Annotated in this window: 26 protein-coding genes, 1 tRNA gene and 1 pseudogene; 25 read left to right on the top strand and 3 right to left on the bottom strand. The window is 54.7% G+C overall.

Annotation, left to right across the window (positions count from 1 at the left end; all coding sequences use genetic code 11):
- Nucleotides 1-48: 48 nt before the first annotated feature.
- Together lptF and lptG are read left to right on the top strand one after the other, a co-directional pair.
- Nucleotides 49-1173, top strand: coding sequence for an LPS export ABC transporter permease LptF (gene lptF / locus FHR87_RS01360; protein ID WP_183164888.1), 1125 nt, complete (start codon nucleotides 49-51; stop codon nucleotides 1171-1173).
- The gene (gene lptG / locus FHR87_RS01355; RefSeq protein WP_183164887.1) at nucleotides 1166-2227 is read left to right on the top strand and encodes an LPS export ABC transporter permease LptG; all 1062 of its coding nucleotides are present in this window, start codon (nucleotides 1166-1168) and stop codon (nucleotides 2225-2227) included. Before lptF ends, lptG begins: the two co-directional genes overlap by 8 nt.
- 163 nt (nucleotides 2228-2390) lie before the next feature.
- Here lptG and FHR87_RS01350 read toward each other — a convergent pair whose 3' ends face one another.
- Together FHR87_RS01350 and FHR87_RS01345 are read right to left on the bottom strand one after the other, a co-directional pair.
- A complete protein-coding gene (locus FHR87_RS01350) occupies nucleotides 2391-2603 on the bottom strand; it encodes a cold-shock protein (protein WP_183164886.1) in 213 nt (70 codons plus the stop codon).
- A 319-nt stretch (nucleotides 2604-2922) separates the two neighbouring features.
- Nucleotides 2923-3009, bottom strand: a tRNA-Leu gene (locus tag FHR87_RS01345).
- A 113-nt stretch (nucleotides 3010-3122) separates the two neighbouring features.
- On the opposite strand from FHR87_RS01345, the gene queA reads away from it, so the two are divergent.
- The 6 genes and pseudogenes from queA to FHR87_RS19725 all read left to right on the top strand — a co-directional run.
- Complete coding sequence (queA, locus tag FHR87_RS01340; protein WP_183164885.1) at nucleotides 3123-4175, top strand: tRNA preQ1(34) S-adenosylmethionine ribosyltransferase-isomerase QueA; 1053 nt, start codon at nucleotides 3123-3125, stop codon at nucleotides 4173-4175.
- Nucleotides 4176-4189: 14 nt separating this feature from the next.
- Nucleotides 4190-5305, top strand: a complete 1116-nt coding sequence (gene tgt / locus FHR87_RS01335) for a tRNA guanosine(34) transglycosylase Tgt (RefSeq protein ID WP_183165131.1) — start codon at nucleotides 4190-4192, stop codon at nucleotides 5303-5305.
- A gap of 35 nt (nucleotides 5306-5340) precedes the next feature.
- The gene (yajC, locus tag FHR87_RS01330) at nucleotides 5341-5679 is read left to right on the top strand and encodes a preprotein translocase subunit YajC (RefSeq protein ID WP_183164884.1); all 339 of its coding nucleotides are present in this window, start codon (nucleotides 5341-5343) and stop codon (nucleotides 5677-5679) included.
- Nucleotides 5680-5746: 67 nt separating this feature from the next.
- Nucleotides 5747-7615: a protein translocase subunit SecD gene (secD, locus tag FHR87_RS01325; RefSeq protein ID WP_183164883.1), complete on the top strand. Its 1869-nt coding sequence runs from the start codon at nucleotides 5747-5749 to the stop codon at nucleotides 7613-7615.
- 14 nt (nucleotides 7616-7629) lie between these two features.
- Nucleotides 7630-8538, top strand: coding sequence for a protein translocase subunit SecF (gene secF / locus FHR87_RS01320; protein WP_183164882.1), 909 nt, complete (start codon nucleotides 7630-7632; stop codon nucleotides 8536-8538).
- Nucleotides 8539-8686: 148 nt separating this feature from the next.
- A pseudogene (locus tag FHR87_RS19725) lies at nucleotides 8687-8856 on the top strand (glycine zipper 2TM domain-containing protein); the annotation flags it as partial.
- Nucleotides 8857-8928: 72 nt separating this feature from the next.
- Here FHR87_RS19725 and suhB read toward each other — a convergent pair.
- Nucleotides 8929-9744, bottom strand: coding sequence for a type III secretion system regulator SuhB (gene suhB, locus FHR87_RS01315; protein WP_183164881.1), 816 nt, complete (start codon nucleotides 9742-9744; stop codon nucleotides 8929-8931).
- Nucleotides 9745-9896: 152 nt separating this feature from the next.
- Between suhB and trmJ the strand changes: the two genes are divergently transcribed.
- The 17 genes from trmJ (at nucleotide 9897) to bamB (ending at nucleotide 24141) form a co-directional block, all read left to right on the top strand.
- A complete protein-coding gene (gene trmJ / locus FHR87_RS01310; RefSeq protein WP_183165130.1) occupies nucleotides 9897-10673 on the top strand; it encodes a tRNA (cytosine(32)/uridine(32)-2'-O)-methyltransferase TrmJ in 777 nt (258 codons plus the stop codon).
- Nucleotides 10674-10812: 139 nt separating this feature from the next.
- Nucleotides 10813-11304 carry a Fe-S cluster assembly transcriptional regulator IscR gene (gene iscR / locus FHR87_RS01305; RefSeq protein WP_183165129.1) on the top strand — a complete coding sequence of 164 codons (492 nt, stop codon included), beginning with the start codon at nucleotides 10813-10815 and terminating at the stop codon, nucleotides 11302-11304.
- Between the two features lie 36 nt (nucleotides 11305-11340).
- Nucleotides 11341-12555 carry an IscS subfamily cysteine desulfurase gene (locus tag FHR87_RS01300; protein ID WP_183164880.1) on the top strand — a complete coding sequence of 405 codons (1215 nt, stop codon included), beginning with the start codon at nucleotides 11341-11343 and terminating at the stop codon, nucleotides 12553-12555.
- A 41-nt stretch (nucleotides 12556-12596) separates the two neighbouring features.
- Complete coding sequence (gene iscU / locus FHR87_RS01295; protein WP_183164879.1) at nucleotides 12597-12983, top strand: Fe-S cluster assembly scaffold IscU; 387 nt, start codon at nucleotides 12597-12599, stop codon at nucleotides 12981-12983.
- Between the two features lie 12 nt (nucleotides 12984-12995).
- Entirely contained in the window at nucleotides 12996-13319 is a 324-nt protein-coding gene (gene iscA / locus FHR87_RS01290) for an iron-sulfur cluster assembly protein IscA (RefSeq protein WP_183164878.1), read from the top strand.
- 8 nt (nucleotides 13320-13327) lie between these two features.
- Nucleotides 13328-13849 (top strand): co-chaperone HscB, encoded by a 522-nt coding sequence (gene hscB, locus FHR87_RS01285; RefSeq protein WP_338021211.1) that lies wholly within the window; start codon nucleotides 13328-13330, stop codon nucleotides 13847-13849.
- Between the two features lie 44 nt (nucleotides 13850-13893).
- The gene (gene hscA, locus FHR87_RS01280) at nucleotides 13894-15756 is read left to right on the top strand and encodes a Fe-S protein assembly chaperone HscA (protein WP_183164876.1); all 1863 of its coding nucleotides are present in this window, start codon (nucleotides 13894-13896) and stop codon (nucleotides 15754-15756) included.
- Between the two features lie 5 nt (nucleotides 15757-15761).
- The gene (fdx, locus tag FHR87_RS01275; RefSeq protein ID WP_183164875.1) at nucleotides 15762-16100 is read left to right on the top strand and encodes an ISC system 2Fe-2S type ferredoxin; all 339 of its coding nucleotides are present in this window, start codon (nucleotides 15762-15764) and stop codon (nucleotides 16098-16100) included.
- A 13-nt stretch (nucleotides 16101-16113) separates the two neighbouring features.
- On the top strand, nucleotides 16114-16314 hold the full coding sequence (gene iscX, locus FHR87_RS01270) for a Fe-S cluster assembly protein IscX (protein ID WP_183164874.1): 201 nt from the start codon (nucleotides 16114-16116) through the stop codon (nucleotides 16312-16314).
- Nucleotides 16315-16456: 142 nt separating this feature from the next.
- Nucleotides 16457-16888 carry a nucleoside-diphosphate kinase gene (ndk, locus tag FHR87_RS01265; protein ID WP_183164873.1) on the top strand — a complete coding sequence of 144 codons (432 nt, stop codon included), beginning with the start codon at nucleotides 16457-16459 and terminating at the stop codon, nucleotides 16886-16888.
- Between the two features lie 21 nt (nucleotides 16889-16909).
- Nucleotides 16910-18061, top strand: coding sequence for a dual-specificity RNA methyltransferase RlmN (gene rlmN, locus FHR87_RS01260; RefSeq protein WP_338021210.1), 1152 nt, complete (start codon nucleotides 16910-16912; stop codon nucleotides 18059-18061).
- 9 nt (nucleotides 18062-18070) lie between these two features.
- Nucleotides 18071-18826, top strand: a complete 756-nt coding sequence (gene pilW / locus FHR87_RS01255) for a type IV pilus biogenesis/stability protein PilW (protein ID WP_183164872.1) — start codon at nucleotides 18071-18073, stop codon at nucleotides 18824-18826.
- On the top strand, nucleotides 18823-19857 hold the full coding sequence (locus FHR87_RS01250; RefSeq protein ID WP_183164871.1) for a RodZ domain-containing protein: 1035 nt from the start codon (nucleotides 18823-18825) through the stop codon (nucleotides 19855-19857). The genes pilW and FHR87_RS01250 overlap by 4 nt, the downstream gene beginning before the upstream one ends.
- A gap of 2 nt (nucleotides 19858-19859) precedes the next feature.
- Nucleotides 19860-20972 (top strand): flavodoxin-dependent (E)-4-hydroxy-3-methylbut-2-enyl-diphosphate synthase, encoded by a 1113-nt coding sequence (gene ispG, locus FHR87_RS01245; protein WP_183164870.1) that lies wholly within the window; start codon nucleotides 19860-19862, stop codon nucleotides 20970-20972.
- Nucleotides 20973-20985: 13 nt separating this feature from the next.
- Nucleotides 20986-22323, top strand: coding sequence for a histidine--tRNA ligase (gene hisS / locus FHR87_RS01240; protein WP_183164869.1), 1338 nt, complete (start codon nucleotides 20986-20988; stop codon nucleotides 22321-22323).
- 32 nt (nucleotides 22324-22355) lie between these two features.
- Nucleotides 22356-22976, top strand: coding sequence for a tetratricopeptide repeat protein (locus tag FHR87_RS01235; RefSeq protein WP_183165126.1), 621 nt, complete (start codon nucleotides 22356-22358; stop codon nucleotides 22974-22976).
- Nucleotides 22969-24141 (top strand): outer membrane protein assembly factor BamB, encoded by a 1173-nt coding sequence (bamB, locus tag FHR87_RS01230; RefSeq protein WP_183165125.1) that lies wholly within the window; start codon nucleotides 22969-22971, stop codon nucleotides 24139-24141. Before FHR87_RS01235 ends, bamB begins: the two co-directional genes overlap by 8 nt.
- Nucleotides 24142-24182 lie beyond the last annotated feature (41 nt).

The following is a 24182-nucleotide window of genomic DNA, read 5'->3' as shown; positions in this document are numbered from 1 at the left end:
CTAGTTTGAGCGTAGCCGCCTGAGCCTGACAACCCTGGAGTGTCTGGTTTGATCATCTTTCGTTACCTGTCTCGTGAGCTGTTGATCACGCTTGGCGCTGTCAGTGCAGTGTTATTGCTGATTATCATGAGTGGTCGTTTCATCAAGTATCTGGCCCAGGCCGCGCAAGGGATTCTCGATCCTGGTGTGCTTTTCACGATCATCGGTTTTCGTATGCCGGGCTTTTTGCAGCTGATTCTGCCGCTCGGGCTGTTCCTGGGAATCCTGCTGACTTACGGCCGCCTGTATCTGGAAAGTGAAATGACCGTGCTTTCCGCCACCGGGATGAGCCAGCACCGTCTGCTTGCCTACAGTATGGGCCCTGCTCTGATCGTTGCCCTGGCCGTCGCTTGCCTGAGTCTGTGGTTGTCGCCCAAGGGGTTGGCAGAAGTGGAACGGATTCTCAACGAGCAGGACTCACTGACAGAGTTCGATACCTTGGTCCCGGGGCGTTTTCAAACGCTGAAAGATGGAACCCGAGTGACCTATACCCAGGATCTTTCCAGTGATCGTAGTCAGTTGCAGGGAGTGTTTATTTCGGAAACGGTTGTTTCCCAGCAGGATGGCAAGGCACGTGGCCTGGCTGTTCTGGTAGCTGATGGCGGGCGTCAGTTGATTCAGCCTGATGGAAGTCGCTACCTGATTCTGGAACATGGATTTCGTTATGACGGCCGACCAGGTCAGGCCGACTACCGAGTTGTGCAGTACGATACTTATGGTGTGCAGCTGGCCAGGCCGAATGTGGTTATTGAAGTAGGGGAGATGGAGTCTATCCCTACCGGGCAATTGTTCGGTAATCCCGATCGCCGTTATCAGAGCGAATTGCAGTGGCGGTTGTCGCTGCCGGTACTGGTATTCATCGTTACCTTGCTTGCCGTGCCACTATCCAAAGTCAATCCGCGACAGGGGCGTTATCTGAAGCTATTGCCGGCGATTCTTCTTTATATGGCTTATCTCGCTTCGTTGATTGCTGTTCGGGGGGCTTTGAATAAAGGTAAGTTACCCTTGTCTCTCGGTTTCTGGTGGGTTCATCTGCTGTTCTTGTCGATTGGGCTGATACTTTTCTATTGGGAGTCGATTCGCTGGCGGTTCGGGCAGCGCCGCGTGGTCAAAAAGGAATTGATCAATGGGTAAGCTTGACCGTTATATCGGCCTGCATGTGTTTTTCGCCATTCTGGCTGTGCTTGGCGTCATCGTAGGGCTGGTTTTGTTATTCGCTTTCATTGATGAGCTGGGTGATGTAAAGGGCAGTTATGGCACGCTCGATGCCTTGATCTATGTACTGCTGACAATGCCACGGCGTATATATGAAATGTTGCCGATGGCTGCCTTGATCGGTTGCCTGATTGGCCTAGGTACGCTGGCCAGCAGCAGCGAGCTGACCATCATGCGTGCGGCTGGGGTATCTCTGGGACAGATCGTCTGGGCAGTCATGAAGCCCATGCTGATGCTTATGCTGGTCGGATTTGCAATTGGTGAATATCTGGCACCTTGGAGTGAGGATCTGGCTCAGGCTGGCCGCTCCTTGGCGCAGGGGCGAGGGGAAGCACAAAGCAGCAAGAATGGTCTCTGGCATCGACAAGGTAACGAGTTCATCCATATCAATTCGGTGCAGCCTGGAGGCGTGTTGCTGGGTGTAACCCGTTACGATTTCGATAGTGGTCAGAACCTATTGTCTGCCAGCTTCGCTCGGCAGGCCAACTATCAGCAGGATCATTGGGTGCTGCATGATATTTCCATCACGCACTTCCGGGATGGTTATACCGAGGTGAATGGAGTAGGCGAGCAGCGCTGGGATGTGGAGCTGACACCTAGCCTACTCAGTATAGTCGTACTGGAGCCCGAAGCCCTTTCCATGACGGGGTTATGGAATTACATCCATTATCTGGCCGAGCAAAATCTTAACAATAATCGTTATTGGCTGGCTTTCTGGACCAAGACGTTGCAGCCACTGGTCGTGGTTGCCTTGGTATTGATGGCTATTTCTTTTGTTTTCGGACCGCTGCGTTCGGTAACTCTTGGACAGCGGGTTTTCACGGGGGTAATCGTTGGTTTCGTCTTTCGTATCATTCAGGACTTGCTAGGACCGGCTAGCCAAGTATTCAATTTTTCGCCATTTCTGGCAGTGATCTTGCCAGCAACCAGTTGTGGCTTGGCTGGGTTATGGCTGTTGCGAAAGGCGGGATGATGTATTGAAGAAGCAAATGAGCTGGCTGATGGTTTGCCGTTTTGCTTGTGAAGCGTTGTGACTGGCTCTTGTCTTGGTATTCTCATGATTCGATTTCAAGGGTTATCGAGTCATGACAATAAAAAAACCCTGATTATGGCATCAGGGTTTTCGGAGCGGAGGCTTAGCCCAGAATCTGGACTTGGTCTGCCTGCATACCTTTTTGGCCTTGGACAGCAACAAAGCTGACTTTCTGGCCTTCTTTCAGGCTTTTGAAACCATTGCCTTCAATTGCACGAAAGTGAACGAATAGATCCGGGCCGCTTTCTGGAGTGATGAAGCCGTAGCCTTTCTCGTCGTTAAACCACTTGACAGTGCCGCTCTGACGATTCGACATATCTAATTACCTTGAAACTTATGTTGGAAGACAGCCCACAGATTTGGGCTGGGGACTGTTGCAGAAGGTAAGAAGAAGTCGAGCGGATGAAGCGGATCTGAAGATCTACCGCATCAGGTCACGATTCAACAGCGACCTATGCAAACAGTTGGGTTACTCTACGCTAACTGCAGAGGAAAGCCAACCCCCCCCTCTGTGCACATCGGGAATGGTGTATTTCCGATATTGGGCGTGGCGTCTAGTTGATATCCGAAAAAGGGCGCAGGCCAGCGTTTTGGAATTCTTCTGGTTGCAGATTAGATAAAGAGCAATTTTGAAATGGTGCCCCGGGAGAGACTCGAACTCTCACTCTGTCGCCAGAAACGGATTTTGAATCCGCCGCGTCTACCGATTCCGCCACCGAGGCACAACGGGCGCAAAGTATAGGAGTGTTAAAGGGGGCGGTCAATTGTTTTGCATGGTCAGGCACGCAGGTTTCGGATAAGCTTTGCGCCCTTTGCTGTATAGCTAGGTTTTCCGATGCGCGTCGCAGACTTTTTCTTCGACTTGCCAGAGTCGCTTATTGCAAGGTATCCGCTCGCTGAACGCAGAGCCAGTCGTCTGTTGGTTCTGGATGGCAAGAGCGGAGATCTTCGTCATCGGCATTTTGCTGATATGTTGGAATACCTAAATCCTGGCGATCTGATGGTCTTCAACGATACCCGGGTGATTCCGGCGCGGCTTTTTGGGCGCAAGGAGAGCGGTGGCAAGCTGGAAATATTGGTAGAAAGAGTGATCGACAGCCGTCGCGCCCTGGCTCATGTGCGCTCCAGCAAGTCTCCCAGGCCTGGGAGCAGGATCTTGTTGGACGACGGTTCTGGTGCCGAGATGCTATCCAGGCAGGGTGCTCTGTTCGAACTGCTATTCGATGAAGATATCTTGCCGCTTTTGGAACGCATCGGACATATGCCGTTGCCTCCTTATATAGAGCGCCCTGACGAGGCTGCGGATCGCGAGCGCTATCAGACTGTTTATGCTCGTCATGCGGGTGCAGTGGCTGCACCGACGGCGGGTTTGCATTTCGATGATGAGCTTTTGGCAGCTATCCGTGCCAAGGGTGTGGAAACGGTATTTGTCACTTTGCATGTAGGTGCAGGTACCTTTCAGCCTGTGCGTGTCGAGCAGATAGAGACGCATCGGATGCATCGTGAATGGCTTCAGGTCAGCCAGGATGTTGTCGATGCCGTTGCGGCTTGTCGCGCACGCAGCGGGCGCGTGATCGCTGTGGGAACCACCAGCGTTCGTTCGCTGGAAAGTGCTACGGATGCCAACGGAGTGCTGGTGCCATTCAGCGGTGATACCGAGATATTCCTTTATCCAGGTAAGCCTTTCCATGTCGTCGATGCCCTGGTAACCAATTTTCATTTACCTGAGTCGACATTGATCATGCTGGTTTCGGCTTTCGCCGGTTATACCGAGACTATGGCTGCCTATGCTGAGGCAGTGAAGCAGAAATACCGTTTTTTCAGCTACGGTGATGCCATGTTCATAACCCGTAACCCTTCTCCGTGTGGTCCTGAGAATCGATCATGAGCGGTACTTGCCATATGTCGTTCGAGCTTCTTGCTACAGAAGGCAAAGCTCGCCGTGGGAGACTAAGCTTTCCCAGAGGTGTCGTAGAAACTCCGGCATTCATGCCGGTAGGCACCTACGGTACGGTGAAAGGCATGCTGCCGCGTGATATCGAAGCCATTGGTGCGCAGATCATTCTCGGCAATACCTTTCATCTATGGCTGCGACCTGGCACCGAAGTGATTCGTAAACATGGCGATTTGCATGATTTCATGCAGTGGCAGCGGCCGATCCTGACCGACTCTGGTGGTTTCCAGGTCTTCAGCCTTGGAGCGTTACGCAAGATAAGGGAAGAAGGTGTCTATTTCTCTTCTCCTATTGATGGTGCCAAGGTTTTCATGGGGCCTGAAGAATCGATGCAGGTGCAGCGAGAGCTGGGCTCCGACATTGTGATGATCTTCGACGAATGTACGCCTTACCCGGCAGATGAGGATGTTGCCCTGCGCTCCATGGAGCTGTCGATGCGTTGGGCAAAGCGTTCCAAGACGGCTCATGGAGAAAGTCCAGCGGCCTTGTTCGGCATCGTGCAGGGTGGCATGTACGAGTCACTGCGTATGCGTTCGCTGGATGGCCTGTGTGAAATCGGCTTCGATGGGCTGGCTATTGGCGGGCTTTCGGTAGGTGAACCCAAGGAAGATATGCTCCGAATATTGGATTTCCTGCCGGTGCAGATGCCTGCCGACAAACCGCGTTATTTGATGGGGGTGGGTAAACCTGAAGACTTAGTCGAAGGGGTGCGACGCGGCGTGGATATGTTCGATTGCGTGATGCCAACCCGTAATGCGCGCAACGGCCATCTATTTACCAATAGTGGCGTTATAAAGATTCGCAACGCAATTCACCGATATGATGATTCTCCCTTGGACCCTGCCTGTGACTGCTATACCTGCAGGAATTTCTCTCGCGCTTATTTACATCATTTGGATAAATGCGGCGAAATGCTGGGTAGCATGCTGAATACCATCCACAATTTGCGACATTATCAGGATCTCATGGCCGGTTTACGCGATGCTATCCAACAGGGTAAATTGGCTGCCTTTGTCGATGCGTTCTATACCAGGCGAGGGCAGTCGACCCCGCCGCTTGCATGACTATCAATAAACGATCTATGCAACAGGAGTGGTAAATGAGCTTTTTGATTTCCGCCGCCCATGCCCAAGAGGCTGCGGCACCTGCGGCTCCTCCGGGAGGGGACTTGATGAGCCTGCTGATGCTTGGCGGTTTCGTGGTCATTTTCTATCTGATGATCTGGCGTCCCCAGGCCAAACGCGCCAAAGAGCACAAGAACCTGCTTACCGGTTTGCAGAAAGGCGATGAAGTGGTCACCTCCGGTGGTATCGTCGGCAAGGTCAACAAGGTTGCCGACGACTTCGTGGTGCTGGAAGTATCCGATACCGTGGAACTGAAGATCCAGAAAGTGGCGATTGCCGCTGCATTGCCCAAGGGCACCCTGAAAGCCATCTGAGCCAGCTTTCATTCATTATCACGATACGGGGCGCGCAAGGCGCCTCGCATCATAAGCGGGCTGCGTCATGCTCAACAAATATCCCTTTTGGAAATATCTGCTCATTCTTGCAGTACTTGCGATTGCTTGTATTTACTCTGCTCCTAATCTTTACCCTGATGATCCGGCGATTCAGATCAGTGGCTCCAGTTCTGCAATGCAGATGAACCAGGCCGATCTGGATCGGGCTACCAAGGCGCTACAGGATGCCGGTATCCAAGTCAAGGCTGCCACGCTTGCCGAAAAGGGCTCCAGTGGTCTATTGCGTCTGGTGGATCAGGAAAAGCAGTTGCCGGCTCAGGATGTCGTACGTCGAACGCTCGGTGACGATTATGTAGTTGCTCTCAATCTGGCTTCATCCACGCCCGATTGGTTGCGCAAATTAAGCGCTAGCCCGATGAAGCTGGGCCTTGATTTATCTGGCGGGGTTCATTTCCTGCTCGAGGTGGACATGGACAAGGCGCTGGAAACGCGCATGAATGTCCAGGAAAACGAAATCAAGAGTCTGCTGCGCAAGGAGCGAGTGCGTTATCGCAGTCTGCCCAGGCAAGCTACGAGTATACAGCTGGGGTTCACCGATACTGAAAGCCTGGAGCAGGCTCAAGCCCTTATTCGGCGAGACTTCAAGGATTTTTTGGCAACTACGACCCAACGCAATGAGTTGCAGATATTGCAACTGGCCTATACCGAGGCGCGGGTAGCCGAAATACGCGAATACGCCATCAAGCAGAACCTGACTACGGTACGCAACCGGGTCAATGAGCTGGGTGTTTCCGAACCACTAGTACAGCGCCAGGGGGCCAATCGCATTGTGGTTGAACTGCCGGGCGTACAGGATACGGCGGAAGCCAAACGTATTCTCGGCAAGACAGCGAACCTGGAGTTTCGCTTGGCTGCGACGTCTGATACACCTCGTGCGGCTACAGAAAGTTTTGAATTCAGAGAGCCAGGCCGGCCGGTAGTGGAGCTGGAGCGAAGCGTGATCATTACTGGCGATCAGGTTACCGATGCCCAGGCTGGTTACGATGAAAACGGTCGTCCGCAGGTCAATATCCGCCTTGATGGTCATGGTGGGGATCTGATGAATCGGGCTACGCGCGATAATATCGGTCGCAGCATGGCGGTTCTTTTCATCGAACAAAGACCGGTAACCCGCTATGTGCGGCAGGTGATCGATGGTGTCGAAAAAGAAGAATCGGTTGCAGCTTTCGAAGACGAACGCAAGATCATCAGTCTTGCCACCATCCAGTCTGCCCTGGGTAGTCAGTTTCGCATCACGGGGCTGGACGGGCAGGGTGAATCTTCGGAATTGGCGCTATTGCTGCGTGCGGGTGGTCTGGCTGCGCCGATGTACTTTGCCGAAGAGCGGACCATTGGCCCGAGTCTTGGGGCCGAAAACATCGAACTTGGAATCGATGCTTCGATCTGGGGCTTTGCCTTCGTCGCGTTGTTCATTGTCTCGATCTACAAGTTTTTCGGCATCCTGGCCAGCATTGCATTGATGTTCAACATCATCTGCCTTATAGCGCTCATGTCGATGTTGGGAGCAACGCTTACCTTGCCGGGCATTGCCGGTATCGTGTTGACCATGGGCATGGCCGTGGATGCGAATGTGTTGATCTTTTCCCGGATTCGGGAAGAAATTGCCAACGGCATGCCTGTGCAGCGCGCGATTCATGAAGGCTTCGATCGAGCCTTCTCGGCAATTCTGGATGGCAACCTGACCACTTTGTTGGTCGGTGGTGTGCTTTTCTCTCTTGGTACCGGGCCGATCAAGGGGTTTGCCGTAACTATGTCTCTGGGCATTTTGACTTCGATGTTTACCGCCATCGTCGTGACTCGCGGGATGGTCAACCTGTTCTGCGGTGGGCGCGATATCAAGAAGCTCTGGATCTGAGAGGCAGGCAATAAATGAAACGTACGATCAACTTCATGGGGGCCCGACATGCGGTCCTGGCCGTTACCTTGTTACTGATCCTGGCTTCGCTGGCCAGTCTGCTTTTCAAGGGGTTGAACTATGGGCTGGATTTCACGGGCGGTAGCATGGTGGAGCTTTCCTACAGCAAACCGGTCGATCTGAATACGGTACGCATGCAACTGCAGGAAGCAGGGTTCGAGGGGGCTGTCGTACAAAGCTTCGGTGCTACGACGGATGTGGTAGTACGCATGCCCAGCGAAGATGCACAAATTGGAGTGCAGATCGCCAAGGCTTTGCAGGCAAATGGCGGTGATGCAGCGTTTTCCATTCATCGGGTCGACTTTGTCGGTCCGGCTGTTGGCGAGGAATTACGTGACCAGGGCGGGTTGGGAATGCTGCTGGCGCTGGGTGGTATCCTGATTTACGTAGCTTTCCGCTTTCAATGGAAGTTCGGTTTTGGTGCGGTGCTATCCCTGTTCCATGATGTGATTCTTGTCCTTGGAGTGTTTTCTTTCTTCGAACTCACTTTCGATCTGACGGTGCTTGCTGCTGTGCTGGCTGTCATTGGTTATTCGTTGAATGACACCATCGTGGTATTCGATCGTATCCGTGAGAATTTTCGATTGTTGCGCAAAGCCGATCTTGTGGAAAATATCAATGTCTCCACGACCCAGACGTTGTTGCGGACGCTGGCGACTTCCATCTCGACCTTGCTTGCCGTCGGTGCGTTGATGTTGTTCGGTGGCGAGAATCTCTGGGGCTTTTCTCTCGCTCTCTTCATTGGCATTCTGGTTGGCACTACGTCTTCTATCTACGTAGCAAATGCAACCTTGATCTGGCTGAATCTTGATCGCGAAGATCTTATTCCTCCAGCTTTGGAGGAAGCGAGCAGGCGTTCTTGAGCAGAACCTTATGCATTCTTTTCAGCCCGAGGCGTGGAGTTAGAGTAAAACCTCATAGCTAAGAGGATGTAGCAATGAATAAATCCATGCTGGTCGGTGCTGTTCTGGGTGCAGTCGGTGGGGTCATTGCCGCTTACGTCGCGATGCCTATACGACGACGTAAACCCGCTGCAGTACGCTAACTGAGAGCCGGAAAAAATCGTTGGTTACGAGCTTAAGTACAGTCTGGATGGAAAGGTCAGCCAAACCAGGATGGATCGCGATCCGGGGTCACAGATTCCCGTGCAGAGCGACCAAGTGTTGCTGACTCAGCAGTAATTACGCTTGGTAGGTAATCAGAGACGAAAAACGCCTTTCGAGGCGTTTTTTTCTGCGTCAGAAAAACGCTTGTTAGCGTTTCATGGCAAGTGTCAGGTATGGCTGGATTGCTGTCAGCACGGCTTTGAAGCATTTGGTGTTACCCGCCACGATATTGCCTTTCTCCAGAAACTGATGGCTACCGGTAAAGTCGCTGGTCAGGCCGCCAGCTTCTTGTATCAGCAGGGCACCTGCCGCCATGTCCCATTCGGACAGGCCGAATTCCCAGAAGGCGTCGTAGCGGCCGGCGGCAACGTAGGCCAGGTCCAGACTGGCTGCACCTGCCCGCCGAAGACCTGCGGTCTGGCCTACCAATGCGCGAAACATATCGAGGTAATTTTCCAGGCTATCCAGCTGACTATCCCGAAAAGGAAAGCCTGTACCCAATAATGCTCCATCCAGGCTTTTGCGAGAGCTGACGCGCAAGCGCTTGCCGTTGAGTGCTGCGCCACGTCCACGGCTAGCGGTGAACTCTTCCTGGCGAACTGGGTCGAGAACTACTCCATGCTCCAGCCGTCCGCGATATTTACAGGCGATGCTTACCGCAAAATGCGGCACGCCTCTGATGAAATTAGTAGTCCCATCGAGTGGGTCGATGATCCAGAGATAGTCAGTTCCTTCTCCAGAGCCAGGCGACAGGCCGGTTTCCTCTCCCAAGATACCGTGGTTGGGATAGGCCTTGCGCAGCACATTGATAATGCTCTGTTCAGCAGCACGATCGACTTCGCTGACGTAGTCTTTGGCTTCTTTTTCGTTGATCGAGATAAGGTCCAGGCGTTCGATGGAGCGAATGATCAATTCACCGGCGCTGCGAGCGGCGCGCAGTGCGATATTCAGCATGGGCTGCATGTTTCAGATTACCTGGGCATTAGAGAAAGCGGACAAGTTTATCAGAATACCTACGCACATCCAGAGCTGAGCCAGCTGTAGATGTGTGCAGACGTGCGTAGCTCAGTAGGGAATTGTAAGCTTGTTGCTCTATTCCATGCGGTCGAGGATCGATTTTGCTGCAGAACATTCGCGTGGTACTGGTCAATACCAGCCATCCTGGAAATATAGGCGGTGCTGCCCGAGCCATGAAAACCATGGGGCTTTCCCGGCTCGTTCTGGTTCAACCAGGAGAATTTCCCAGTCCGGTTGCCGTTGCACGGGCTTCCGGAGCTACGGATATTCTCGACTCGGCCGGCGTCGTTGAAACGCTTGAGCAAGCTTTGGCCGGTTGCACTCTGGTCTTTGGAACCAGTGCGCGTGATCGCCGTATTCCCTGGCCGCTGCTGGATCCGCGTGAATGCGGTTCGGCCTGCATCGAACAGGTCAGGCAAGGCGAAGAAGTCGCGTTGGTCTTCGGTCGTGAATATGCGGGGCTGACCAATGACGAACTACAGCGCTGCCAGTATCACGTACATATTCCTTCAGATCCGCAGTTTGGATCGTTGAATCTGGCTGCGGCTGTGCAATTGCTGGCCTACGAGGTTCGTATGAGCTGGCTCGCTATAGAAGGCCGACCGCGCAAGATGCAGAAGCTGGAGGCAACGACTGTGGAAAATGCGCAACCGGCAACCTCGGATGAATTGGAACGGTATTACGAGCATCTTGAGCAAACCTTGGCAGATATCGGCTTTCTCGACCCGGCAAGGCCTCGGCACCTGATGGCCCGTTTGCGCAAGCTCTATGGACGCTGTGGTATCAGCAGGCTCGAGATGAATATTCTTCGAGGTATTTTGACTGAAACCCAAAAAAGGCTACGCAATGTATCGTGTAAGGATCGTGATGATTGATCACTTGGAGCCGCCAAACTTATAGCTTATGTAGTTAGTGGTTTGTCCGGTTCGTTGTAGGAGGTCAATCAGGTCTATAGTTGATAAAAATACTAGGCTATAGCATTATGGGTGTGAACTCGATGCCTTGGTATTCATGATGAGATTGACCACAAAAGGCCGCTATGCCGTGACCGCCATGCTCGACTTGGCATTGCATGCACAGGATGGTCCGGTGTCGCTGGCAGATATTTCCGAGCGGCAAGGGATCTCTCTTTCCTATCTTGAGCAATTGTTTGCCAGGTTGCGGCGCAGTGGTTTGGTAAGCAGTGTGCGTGGCCCGGGTGGCGGTTACCGGCTGTCGCGCCGCATGGATGCTATTCAGGTTGCACAGGTGATCGATGCGGTAAACGAATCGGTGGATGCCACCCGTTGCCAAGGGGGGAGCGATTGTCACTCGGGTGATACTTGCCTGACCCATTATTTATGGTGCGATCTAAGCGAGCGTATCCATGAGTTTCTGAGTGGCATAAGTCTGGCCGATCTGGTCAATCGAAACGATATCCAGTTGCTGGCTCAGACTCAGGGTTTACGTCAAGGTGGCGCAAAGCCTGCACAGCTTGACAAGATCCGGGTATCCGCTGTCGATTGAAAAATTGAAGAGACGGCGACCTGACAGGAGATATTGATGAAATTGCCGATTTACCTCGATTATTCCGCCACTACGCCTTTAGACCCGCGTGTTGCTGCCAAGATGACTGAGTGTCTTGTGCTCGAAGGGAACTTTGGCAATCCGGCCTCGCGCTCTCATGTATTCGGTTGGCGGGCCGAAGAAGCGGTAGAAAACGCACGCCGGCAAGTGGCCGATCTGGTAAATGCCGATCCTCGCGAAATAGTCTGGACATCCGGTGCCACGGAGTCCGATAACCTGGCTATCAAAGGTGTGGCGCATTTTTACGGTTCCAAGGGTAAGCACATCATTACCAGCAAGATCGAGCATAAGGCAGTACTCGATACGTGCCGTCAGCTTGAGCGCGAAGGTTTTGAGGTGACTTACCTCCAGCCGGGAGAAGATGGCCTGATTACGCCGGCCATGGTCGAAGCTGCCCTGCGCGACGACACCATTCTGGTTTCGATCATGCATGTAAATAATGAAATCGGCACCATCAACGATATCGGTGCCATTGGTGACCTGACGCGCTCCAGAGGTGTTCTCTTCCATGTCGATGCTGCCCAGTCCACGGGCAAGGTAGCGATAGACCTGGACACGCTGAAGGTTGACCTGATGTCTTTTTCTGCGCACAAGACCTATGGTCCCAAGGGCATCGGTGCGCTCTATGTGCGGCGCAAGCCCCGGGTGCGACTGGAAGCCCAGATGCATGGTGGAGGACACGAACGAGGTATGCGCTCCGGCACGTTGGCTACGCACCAGATCGTTGGCATGGGTGAAGCATTCCGACTCGCCAAGGAAGAAATGGCCGCCGAAAACGAGCGTATTCGTGCATTGCGGGATCGTTTCTTCAAGCAGGTCGAGCATCTTGAAGAATTGTACGTCAACGGAAGCCTGATCGCCCGAGTGCCGCACAACCTCAACCTCAGCTTCAATTTCGTCGAAGGCGAGTCGTTGATCATGGCGCTCAAGGATCTGGCGGTTTCTTCCGGTTCCGCCTGTACCTCGGCGTCCCTTGAGCCTTCTTACGTGTTACGTGCCCTGGGGCGTAACGACGAACTGGCGCACAGCTCGATCCGTTTTACCTTCGGCCGTTTCACTACCGAAGAGGAAATCGACTACGCCGCCACCAAGGTCTGCGAAGCCGTCAACAAGTTGCGCGAGCTTTCTCCTTTGTGGGATATGTACAAGGACGGTGTCGATATCTCCACAGTGAAGTGGCAAGCCCACTGATCGCAACGGAATCGATAATCTGATGCAGAGAGGATTGCACCATGGCATATAGCGATAAAGTCATCGAGCACTACGAAAATCCGCGCAACGTCGGCAAATTCGACGCTGAAGATCCAGATGTCGGTACCGGTATGGTTGGTGCCCCTGCCTGTGGAGACGTGATGCGTTTACAGATCAAGGTCAATGAACAGGGTGTGATTGAAGATGCCAAGTTCAAGACCTATGGTTGTGGTTCTGCTATCGCCTCCAGTTCCCTGGCCACCGAATGGATGAAGGGCAAGACCCTGGATGAGGCGGAAACCATTAAAAACACCCAACTGGCCGAGGAATTGGCGTTACCACCTGTAAAGATTCACTGTTCGGTACTGGCCGAAGATGCCATCAAGGCTGCCGTGCGTGATTACCGTCAGAAGAAAGGTTTGCTTTAAGGAGAATTCAGGATGGCAATTACCATGACGCCGGCTGCGGCCCAGCATGTACGCCGCTCGCTCGATGCGCGTGGCAAGGGAGCCGGTATTCGCCTTGGCGTGCGTACCTCCGGATGCTCGGGGATGGCCTATGTTCTTGAGTTCGTGGATGACGTGGCTGGCGACGACAAGGTCTTCGAAAACCATGGTGTAAAGGTGATCATCGATCCCAAGAGCTTGGTCTATCTCGACGGCACTGAACTCGATTTTGTTCGCGAAGGCCTGAACGAAGGCTTCAAGTTCAACAACCCCAATTCGCTCGGTGAATGCGGCTGCGGCGAAAGCTTCAATGTTTGAGGGGGCTTGTGAGTAATACCAGTTACTTCGACCTGTTCGACTTGCCGCCGGCTTTCGTGATCGACCTTGAGAAGCTGGCAGCAAACTATCGTGAGCGGGCGCGCAGTGTTCATCCCGACCGCTTCGTGGATGCGTCCGAGCGCGAGCAGCGCCAGGCTTTGGAGCGGTCGGCCAACCTTAACGAATCTTATCGGACACTCAAGAGCCCGACGCAGCGTGCGCGATATCTGTTGGCGCTGCGAGGGCACGATGTCCCGTTGGAGGCCACTGTTCAGGATCCCGAATTTCTATTGCAGCAGATGCAATGGCGAGAGGATCTGGAAGATTTGCAGGAGAGTGGTGAGCACGCGGGTATCGCTTCTTTCAAGGCGCAGCTGAAAAAGGCTCGCCAAGAGTTGGATGATGCCTTCGAGCAGTGTTGGCAGGATGATTCGCGCCTTGCAGAAGCTGAACGCCTGGTGCGCCGCATGCAGTTTGTCGACAAGTTGTCCCAAGAGGTGCGCCAGTTGGAAGAGCGCCTCGACGATTAACCACGAGCAACGCCTGGCGTTGCCGTTCGATCGAAAAGAATTATATGGCCTTACTCCAGATAGCCGAACCAGGACAAAGCCCCCAGCCCCACGAACGCCGTCTGGCGGTGGGTATCGATCTGGGAACCACCAATTCGCTGGTGGCTGCACTGCGTAGCGGTGTGGCCGAACCATTGCCGGATGCTGACGGCAATGTGATCGTTCCTTCTGCCGTGCGTTACTTGGCGGACCATGTCGAAGTCGGTCGGTCTGCCAAGGATGCGGTCCAGGACGATCCGTTCAATACCGTTGTGTCGGTCAAGCGTTTGATGGGGCGAGGACTTGCCGATGTCAAGCAACTTGGCGAGCAGCTACCTTATCGTTTCGTCGCAGGCGAATCGCAAATGCCCTGTATAGAAACAGTGCAGGGAGTGAAAAGCCCGGTGGAGATTTCAGCGGAAATCCTCCGGGTTCTGCGCTTGCGAGCAGAAGCATCTCTTGGCGGCGAACTGGTTGGTGCGGTGATTACCGTTCCGGCTTATTTTGATGATGCCCAGCGGCAGGCGACCAAGGATGCAGCGCGGATCGCCGGTCTGAATGTTCTACGCCTGCTCAACGAGCCTACGGCTGCCGCAGTCGCTTACGGTCTCGATCGCCAGGCCGAAGGGCTGGTGGCGATTTACGATCTGGGTGGCGGAACCTTCGATATCTCGATCCTGCGGCTGACGCGTGGTGTTTTTGAAGTACTGGCTACCGGCGGTGACAGTGCCTTGGGGGGTGATGATTTCGATCATGCGATTGCTGACTGGATTCTCGCCCAGGCCGGCGTATCCAGTGATCTGGCTCCCGGAGCCCAGCGCACCCTGTTGAAAATCGCTTGCGATACCAAGGAAGCGTTGAGCACGACTGAATCCGTCGCACTGGAATATGGCGGATGGCGGGGTAGTCTTGGGCGTGCCGTTTTCGAGGAATTGATCGAGTCCTTGATCGCGCGCAGCTTGAAAGCTTGTCGACGTGCCATTCGGGATGCCGATATCGATGCGCAGGCAATCGGCGCGGTGGTTATGGTTGGTGGCTCCACGCGTGTTCCGCGAGTAAGGCAGGCTGTCGGTGAGCTGTTCGGTCGTCAGCCCCTGACTGATATCGATCCGGATAAGGTCGTTGCCATCGGTGCCGCCATTCAGGCGGATACGCTGGCTGGTAATGGCCGCGATGGCAGCGAGTTGTTACTGCTGGATGTGATTCCGTTATCCCTGGGGCTGGAAACCATGGGGGGATTGATGGAAAAGATCATTCCCCGCAATACGACTATTCCCGTGGCGCGCGCCCAGGATTTCACTACCTACAAGGATGGCCAGACCGCCATGATGGTCCACGTGCTGCAAGGTGAGCGCGAACTGGTGACTGATTGCCGTTCGCTGGCACGCTTCGAATTGCATGGCATTCCCCCGATGGTAGCGGGCGCTGCCAAGATCCGTGTGACCTTTCAGGTGGATGCCGATGGCTTGCTCAATGTAGCTGCGCGCGAATTGGCTTCTGGTATCGAGGCAACTATTCAGGTCAAGCCATCTTACGGTCTGACCGATGGTGAGATTGCCCGCATGCTCGAAGAATCTCTCGACAAGGCTGGCGCAGATAAGGCCATGCGTGCCTTGCGTGAACGCCAGGTAGAAGCGCGACGCCTGCTTGAAGCGGTGGCTGGCGCATTACAGGCAGATGGCGAGCGGTTGCTGGATGCTGAAGAACGGGCTGCCATCGAGTTGCAAATCAGCGAGTTGCAACAAGCACTCGATGGACAGGATGGTGATTTGCTGGCTCGCCGAACCAAGAGCCTTAGCGATATCACCGATGCCTTTGCCGCCCGACGCATGGATGCTTCCGTACAGGCAGCCCTGGCTGGGCGCCGGCTCGATGATATCGAGGAGTGATGAATATGCCGCAGATTATTTTCCTGCCCAACGTCGAGCATTGTCCCGATGGAGCTGTGGTTGATGCCAGCCCCGGTGAAACGATTCTGGACGCAGCCTTGCGCAACGGCATCGAACTGGAGCATGCCTGTGAGAAATCCTGCGCATGCACCACTTGCCATGTAATCGTTCGGGAAGGATTCGACTCGCTGGATACCTCCGACGAACTGGAAGACGACATGCTCGACAAGGCTTGGGGGCTGGAGCCGAATTCGCGGCTATCGTGCCAGGCAGTCGTTGCCGAACACGATCTGGTGGTCGAAATTCCAAAATACACCATCAATCAGGTTTCTGAAGGCCATTGAGCGAGAAACGAACATGAGCCTGAAATGGACAGATGTGCAGGATATTGCTATCGAACTGGCGGAGTGCAAACCGGAAACGGATCCACGCTATGTGAATTTCGTCGATTTGCGCCAGTGGGTCGTTGCATTACCAGAGTTCGATGACGATCCGCAGCATGGCGGGGAAAAGGTGCTCGAAGCGATTCAGACTGCCTGGATCGAAGAAGCGCGATAAGAGCATCCCGTTTGGGAGAATTCTGGCCGCTCCGGCACGCTTTGCTGCGTAGCAGGATATTCTCCCTGCTACGATTTTTAGTGCGACCTGCGTATACTCCGCGGGCTATTTTTTGTCCTCATTATTCGCTTTGGAGCTTTTCATGGCTGTTGAACGCACCCTTTCCATCATCAAGCCGGACGCTGTTGCCAAGAACGTCATCGGTGAAATTCTCACCCGTTTCGAAAAGGCCGGCCTGCGCGTCGTGGCGTCGAAAATGGTGCAACTGTCCGAGCGTGAAGCTGGTGGCTTCTATGCCGAACACAAAGAGCGTCCTTTCTTCAAGGATCTGGTTTCCTTCATGACTTCCGGCCCCGTTGTGGTGCAGGTACTGGAAGGTGAAGGAGCCATTGCCAAGAACCGTGAACTAATGGGCGCGACCGATCCGAAAAAGGCTGAAGCCGGTACCATTCGCGCCGATTTCGCCGTTTCCATTGACGAAAACGCCGTGCATGGCTCGGATTCCGAAGCATCCGCTGCCCGTGAGATTTCTTATTTCTTCGCTTCCACGGAAGTGTGTGCACGCGTTCGCTAAGTTCGAGCGAGGCTGAATCCTGTGACCGCACCGACCAATGATAAAGTGAATCTGCTGGGGATGACCCAGACGCAACTGGAAAGCTTCTTCGAATCCATCGGAGAAAAGCGTTTCCGTGCTGGTCAGGTCATGAAATGGATTCACCACTATGGTGTCGATGATTTCGACGCCATGAGCAATGTGGGCAAAGTGCTTCGCGAAAAACTCAGAGCCCGCGCCGAAATTCGCGGGCCTGAGGTGATCAGTGAAGATATTTCCAGTGATGGTACGCGCAAGTGGGTAATGCGAGTCGCTTCCGGCAGTTATATCGAGACGGTGTACATCCCGCAGAATGGCCGTGGCACGTTGTGCGTATCTTCACAGGCTGGTTGCATTCTGGACTGCAGTTTCTGTTCTACAGGCAAGCAGGGATTCAACAGCAACCTGACGGCGGCAGAAGTCATCGGGCAGGTATGGGTTGCCAATAAATCCTTCGGGACAATTCCTGCCAAGATCGATCGCGCCATCACCAATGTGGTGCTGATGGGCATGGGCGAGCCATTACTGAACTTCGACAATGTCGTTGCTGCCATGACTCTCATGATGGATGACCTTGGTTATGGTATTTCCAAACGCAAGGTTACGCTTTCCACCTCGGGAATCGCGCCCATGATCGACGAGTTGGCGAAGGTCACCGATGTCTCCCTCGCGTTGTCTTTGCATGCGCCGAACGATGAGTTGCGCGACAGCCTGATGCCGATCAATCGGAAATATCCACTCGATATGCTGCTGGATGCCTGTCGTCGTTATGTGTCTCGCCTGGGAGAAAAGCGGGTATTGACCATCGAGTACACGCTGATCAAGGATATCAACGACCAGCCTGTACATGCCGAGCAGATGATCGCATTGCTGGCAGATATCCCCTGCAAGATCAATGTGATTCCTTTCAATCCGTTTCCGCATTCGTCGTACCAGCGGCCCAGTAACAACGCTATTCGGCGTTTCCAGGAAATCCTGCAGAAGATTGGGCATAACGTGACGGTGCGTACCACACGTGGCGATGATATCGATGCAGCTTGTGGCCAACTGGTGGGCAAGGTACAGGATCGGACGCGGCGTAGCGAACGGCATATCGCGGCGCATCAGTTGGATAGCGAGCCAGTCATCCTGAAGCACGTATCGAACGGGGCTTGAGAGCAACTGATGAGCCTGCGCTGGGTACTGCCCTTGATCCTGTGTCTATTCGCCGGTTGTGTATCGAGTGGCGGCGGTGACCCCACCACGACCGAGCGGGGCCGTAACGATGCCCGTGATGCCTATATTCAGCTGGGGAGCGGTTACCTGCACGAAGGCATGACGGCGCGAGCCAAGGTGCCTTTGCGAAAAGCGCTGGAACTGGATCCGAAAAGTGCCGATGCACATGCAGCGTTGGCTCTGGTTTTTCAGACTGAAATGGAGGTGGAGCTGGCCGATCAGGAATATCGCCAAGCACTGTCCTACAGCGATGACGCCAGGATTCTCAATAATTACGGCAGTTTTCTTTATGAACAAGGACGTTATAAAGAGGCTTTCGAGCGCTTTCAGCAGGCATCGAAAGATCCGCTTTACCCCGAGCGGGCAAGGGTTTTCGAGAATATGGGACTGACCGAGTTGAAGTTGGGGCGAACCGGAGACGCGGAAAATTATTTTGTGCGCTCGCTACGCCTCGATAATCGCCGTTCCAGTGCCCTGCTGGAGCTTGCCACGCTTTCCTATAACGCCAAGCAGTATGTGCCTGCCAAACGTTACTACGACAATTTTACCGAATTGTCCGAGCAGAACGCTCGCAGTCTATTGTTGGGAGTCCATCTGGCCGATATCTTCCAGGAGCGCGACAAAAGCGCGAATCTGGTGTTGCGCCTCAAGCGTCTCTATCCGGCTTCGCCGGAGTATAAAACCTACCTATCGGAGCAACGATGAACGCGCCGCAATCCGAAGCCTCGGCACCGGCGGGGCCTGTCAATCCGGGTGAAATTCTGCGCAGTGCTCGTGAGAGCCATGGCGTGGCCTTATCCGTGGTTTCTCTCCAATTGAATATTTCCGAGCGCTTTTTGCGGCAGATCGAAGCTGGGGATTTTTCCCAGTTGCCCGGGCATACCTTTGCACGTGGTTATATCCGTGCCTATGCCAAGCTCATGCAACTCGATCAGGCGCGCCTTGTGCAAGAGTTTGACCGCTATACCGGAACCGACGCCAAAGGTAGCCAGGTACACAGCCTGGGGAATATCGAAGAGCCCGCACGCCTGTCTTCCATTGGCTTGCGACTATTGACCTTTGTCCTGCTGGTGGTTTTGGGCGGCAGTGCCTTCTTCTTGTGGCAGGAAGGAAAATTGACGGGGCAGGGGAGCCAGACTAGTACATCGCTTGGCCATATCGAGGTCGAGGGTGCAGATGGGACTACCCAGATTCATTCTCTCGACGAGCCAGAAGATCAGGCTGTTGCAGAAAACCAGCAGACCCCGTTGCCGTTGAATGCCCCGCCTGACATTCCGGGCCAGGCAAATGACAGTAATGTCGCTACCCAGCAACTACCATCCAGGCCAGTGCTTCCTGCACCGATATCGCCAACTGTTTCCAGTGCGCCTGCTGGCTCGCCACCTTCAGTGTCCGTCCTTGCCAACCCCACTGCTACTCCTGTACTTGGGCAGCACGTACCTCCGGCCCAGGCTGATGGTGCAACGGTTGGACAGACTGCGGCCGAAACATCTGGAGAAGCCCTGCTCGAACTGGTGTATACCGCCGATTGCTGGACTCGGGTCACCGATGCGGATGGGCGTGTTCTGTTGAACGCGCTGGTGCGCGCCGGTGCTTCGCGATCCTTGCAGGGCAAGCCACCGCTGAGTCTGCGTATCGGTTTTGCTCGAGGACTGCAGCTAACCTACAACGGCAATCCTGTGGATCTTACCCCCTACATTCGCGGCGAGACCGCCAGCCTCAAGCTTGGAGAATGAGCATGCATAGTGAATCTCCCATCAAGCGCCGTCGTTCCCGCCAGATCAAGATTGGTGATGTAGCTGTTGGTGGCGATGCACCGATCAGCGTGCAAAGTATGACCAATACGGAAACCTGCGATGTCGAAGCGACCGTTGCGCAGATCCACCGTCTGGAGAATGCCGGAGCGGATATTGTCCGGGTTTCTGTCCCGTCGATGGACGCGGCAGAGGCTTTCGGCAGGATCAAGCAACAGGTCCGGGTGCCGCTGGTGGCCGATATCCATTTCGATTATCAGATTGCCCTGCGTGTAGCCGAGCTTGGTGTCGATTGCCTGCGGATCAACCCCGGTAACATCGGGCGTGAGGATCGAGTTCGAGCAGTCGTCGATGCCGCACGCGATAAAGGCATTCCGATTCGTATCGGTGTCAACGCCGGTTCTCTGGAAAAAGATCTGCAGAAGAAATATGGTGAACCGACGCCTGCGGCACTGGTTGAATCCGCATTGCGCCACGTCGATCACCTCGACCGCCTGAATTTCCCCGATTTCAAGGTGAGTGTGAAGGCTTCTGACATCTTCATGGCTGTCGAGGCTTACCGCCAGTTGGCTACGCAAATCGAGCAGCCGCTGCACCTGGGAATTACCGAAGCGGGTGGGCTGCGCTCCGGTACGGTGAAATCTGCGATAGGTTTGGGCATGCTGCTCACTGAAGGAATTGGCGATACCATCCGTATTTCGCTAGCGGCCGATCCGGTCGAAGAGGTGAAGGTTGGATTCGACATCCTCAAGTCGTTGCGCCTGCGCTCCCGTGGTATCAATTTTATTGCCTGCCCCAGCTGCTCGCGACAGAACTTCGATGTGGTGAAGACCATGAACGAACTGGAATTGCGCCTGGAGGACCTGCTGATCCCGCTGGATGTGGCGGTGATCGGCTGCGTGGTCAACGGCCCTGGCGAGGCGAAAGAGGCCCATATTGGCCTTGCCGGCGGGACCCCCAACAACCTCGTTTATATCGATGGCAAGCCGGTACAGAAACTGGCCAGCGACAACCTGGTGGTCGAGCTGGAGCAACTGATTCGACACAAGGCTGCCGAAAAGGCGCAGGCCGATGCGGCGCTGATCGCCCGCAGCTGATTTAAGGATGCGCATGAGCAAAACCCTGCAAGCCATTCGTGGCATGAACGATATTCTTCCTGGGCAAACACCGGCCTGGCGTTATCTGGAAAGTACTTTCAGCAAACTGTTGCAAAGCTACGGCTACAGCGAGATTCGTCTGCCTCTGGTTGAATTTACCGACATTTTTGCGCGTGCCATTGGCGAGGGCACGGATGTGGTCGACAAGGAGATGTATACCTTTTTCGACCGTAACGAGGAGTCTCTCACCTTGCGCCCGGAAGGAACCGCCGGTTGTGTGCGAGCGGTTCTCGAACATGGCCTCGTTGGGGGCGGGCAGGTACAGAAGCTCTGGTACATGGGGCCGATGTTTCGTTACGAAAAACCGCAGAAGGGCCGTTATCGCCAGTTCCACCAGATTGGTATCGAGGTATTCAACCTGCCCGGGCCAGACATCGATGCCGAACTCATCGTACTGACGGCGCGGCTATGGAAGCAGCTGGGCATGGCCGATGCTGTCACCCTGCAATTGAACAGCCTGGGTTCCGGCGAATCGCGTGCGATCTACCGTGAAGCCCTGGTGGGTTACCTGACCGAGCGCTTCGATCAACTCGACGAAGACAGCCAGCGGCGGCTCTCCACCAACCCGTTGCGGATTCTCGATAGCAAGAATGTCCAGACACAGGCTTTGCTGGTCGAGGCGCCATTGCTTGTCGACTATCTCGATGAAGAATCGCGCCTGCATTTCGATGGCTTGAAAGCTCGACTCGATGCTTTGGGTATCGCTTATGAAATCAACCCTCGTCTGGTTCGCGGGCTGGATTATTACGGTCGTACGGTTTTTGAATGGGTAACCGACAAGCTTGGCGCCCAGGGGACGGTATGCGCTGGTGGCCGCTATGACGGCCTGATCGGTCAGTTCGGTGGCAAGTCGACACCGGCAGTCGGTTTCGGTATGGGTATCGAGCGCCTCGTGCTCTTGTTGGAAACCCTTGGTCTGGTACCTGCGACGCTGGAGCCTGTGCCGCATGCGTATATCTGTGCCTTCGGCGAGACGGCAGAGCTCGCTGCGCTGAAACTGGCCGAACGATTACGCGATGCGCTTCCCGGCTTGCGGCTGCTCGTCAATGCTGGCGGCGGCAGTTTCAAGAGTCAGTTCAAGAAGGCCGACAAGAGTGGAGCCGGCTATGCGCTGATTCTTGGTGAAAATGAAGTGATGGCCCAGGTCGTCGGGGTCAAGCCGCTGCGTCAGGAGGATGAACAGCAAAGCATTGCCTGGAGCGTCCTGGCCGAGCATCTTGCCGATCGTATTTCATCGACCCCATTGAGCACGCTTGATAGAGGCGAATCATTTTCAAGGAGCAACAGGTGACTTCGGAGAACAAAGAAAAGCAGTACGCGCAGATGCAGAGCTGGTGGCAACGCAACGGCAAGCCTCTGCTGATCGGTGGCGTACTCGCACTGGTCGGCGTATTCGCCTGGCAGTACTGGCAGAAGTACACACTCGAGCAAGCGCAAAATGCCTCGGTGCTTTACCAGGAGTTGCTGAATGCGGTGTTGAAGGATGGCGATGTAGACGCTGCGCAAGTCGCGCGCCTGGCTAGTACCTTGAAGAAAGAACATGCCGGTAGCCACTATGCCCAGTATGCCGGCCTGTTCCTGGTCAAGGTAGCGGTCGATGCCGGTCGTCTGGACGATGCCGGCACAGAGCTGCAAGCTATTGTCGATGCACCGGTTGATTCGACACTGGCTGAAATTGCGCGCCAGCGTCTTGCCCGGATATTGGCTGCCCGCAACGAACCCCAGCGTGGGCTCGATCTGCTGCAAGGGGAAACCGATGCGGCTTTCCAGGGCAGTCGCGAAGAACTCAAGGGAGATCTGTTGCTGCAGCTCGGTCGTCAGGATGAAGCCTATGCCGCCTATGGCAGGGCCAAGCAAATGATGACGCCAGATGCGGCGCTGGGTACCTTGCAAATGAAGCTTGATGACCTGGCCCGTAATGGGGAGCATGCAACAGATGCGTAGCAGGATAGCCGCCGTGCTGTTCCTGGCGATGGCTGTCAGTGGCTGTAGCCCCACCAACTTCATCAACGACATGTTCAACAGCTCCAAGGAGGAGCCGCCTGCTCCGCTGCCAGATCTGCAGGCCGAAATCACTCTGGAAGAGCAATGGAGCGCTTCGATCGGTGAAGGCCAGGGTGAAATCTACAACCTGTTGGTGCCAGCGGTTTATGGGAACCAGATCTATGCCGCGGACGACAAAGGGATCGTCGTTTCCCTGGATCGCTTCACCGGAAAAACTGTCTGGCAAGTCAAGCTCAAAGAGCCTGTTTCCGGTGCCGTCAGTGCCGGTTATGGCCTGGTTCTGCTGGGCACGCTGAAAGGTGATGTCATTGCCCTGGATGCCAGCGATGGCAGCGAGAAATGGCGCAGCCAGGTGCATAGCGAAGTGCTGGCACCGCCGGCGATAAACGGCGATATGGTATTGGTCCAGACGATCGATGATCGCCTGATCGCGTTGGAAATTGGTAGCGGCAGCCAGCGCTGGGCGTATGAAAATCCGCCGGCTCTCCTGACCTTGCGTGGTACCGGTGCGCCGATGCTGACCAATCAGTTGGCGATTGCCGGGCTTTCCACCGGCCGGATCGTGGCTCTGGATACCCAGCGTGGGTTACCGATCTGGGAACAGCGCGTAGCTATTCCGCAAGGACGTTCGGAACTCGAGCGTGTTGTCGATATCGATGGCGGCCTGCTGCTTTCCGGCGGTACGCTATATGCGGTGACTTATCAGGGAAATGTGGCAGCTTTCGAGTTGCAGAGTGGGCGACTGCTCTGGCAGCGTGACGCTTCCAGTTATGTCGGTGTGGCGCAAGGCTATGGAAGCGTTTACCTGAGTCTTGCCAATGGCACCGTGCAGGGCATCGACGAGCGTTCCACTACGGTTCTATGGAGCAACGACTCCTTGGCTCGTCGCCAGCTTTCCGCCCCAGCGTCCTTTTCCAGCTACATTGCGGTTGGTGACCTGGAGGGGTATCTGCATCTGCTCAGCCAGATCGATGGGCGTTTCGTCGGAAGAGTGAAGATCGACAGCTCCGGCGTGCGGGCCAGACCGATAGTCGAAGGTGACTGGCTGTATGCTTTTGGAAATGATGGCGATCTGGTTGCGCTAACGCTAGGACATGACGATTGATTGCCTGACCCTATTCGGATTGGCAGTTATCGCAAAAGGTT

Source organism: Azomonas macrocytogenes (assembly GCF_014191985.1).
GTDB lineage: Bacteria > Pseudomonadota > Gammaproteobacteria > Pseudomonadales > Pseudomonadaceae > Azomonas > Azomonas macrocytogenes.
This window is presented reverse-complemented; position numbering and strand designations above follow the sequence as displayed.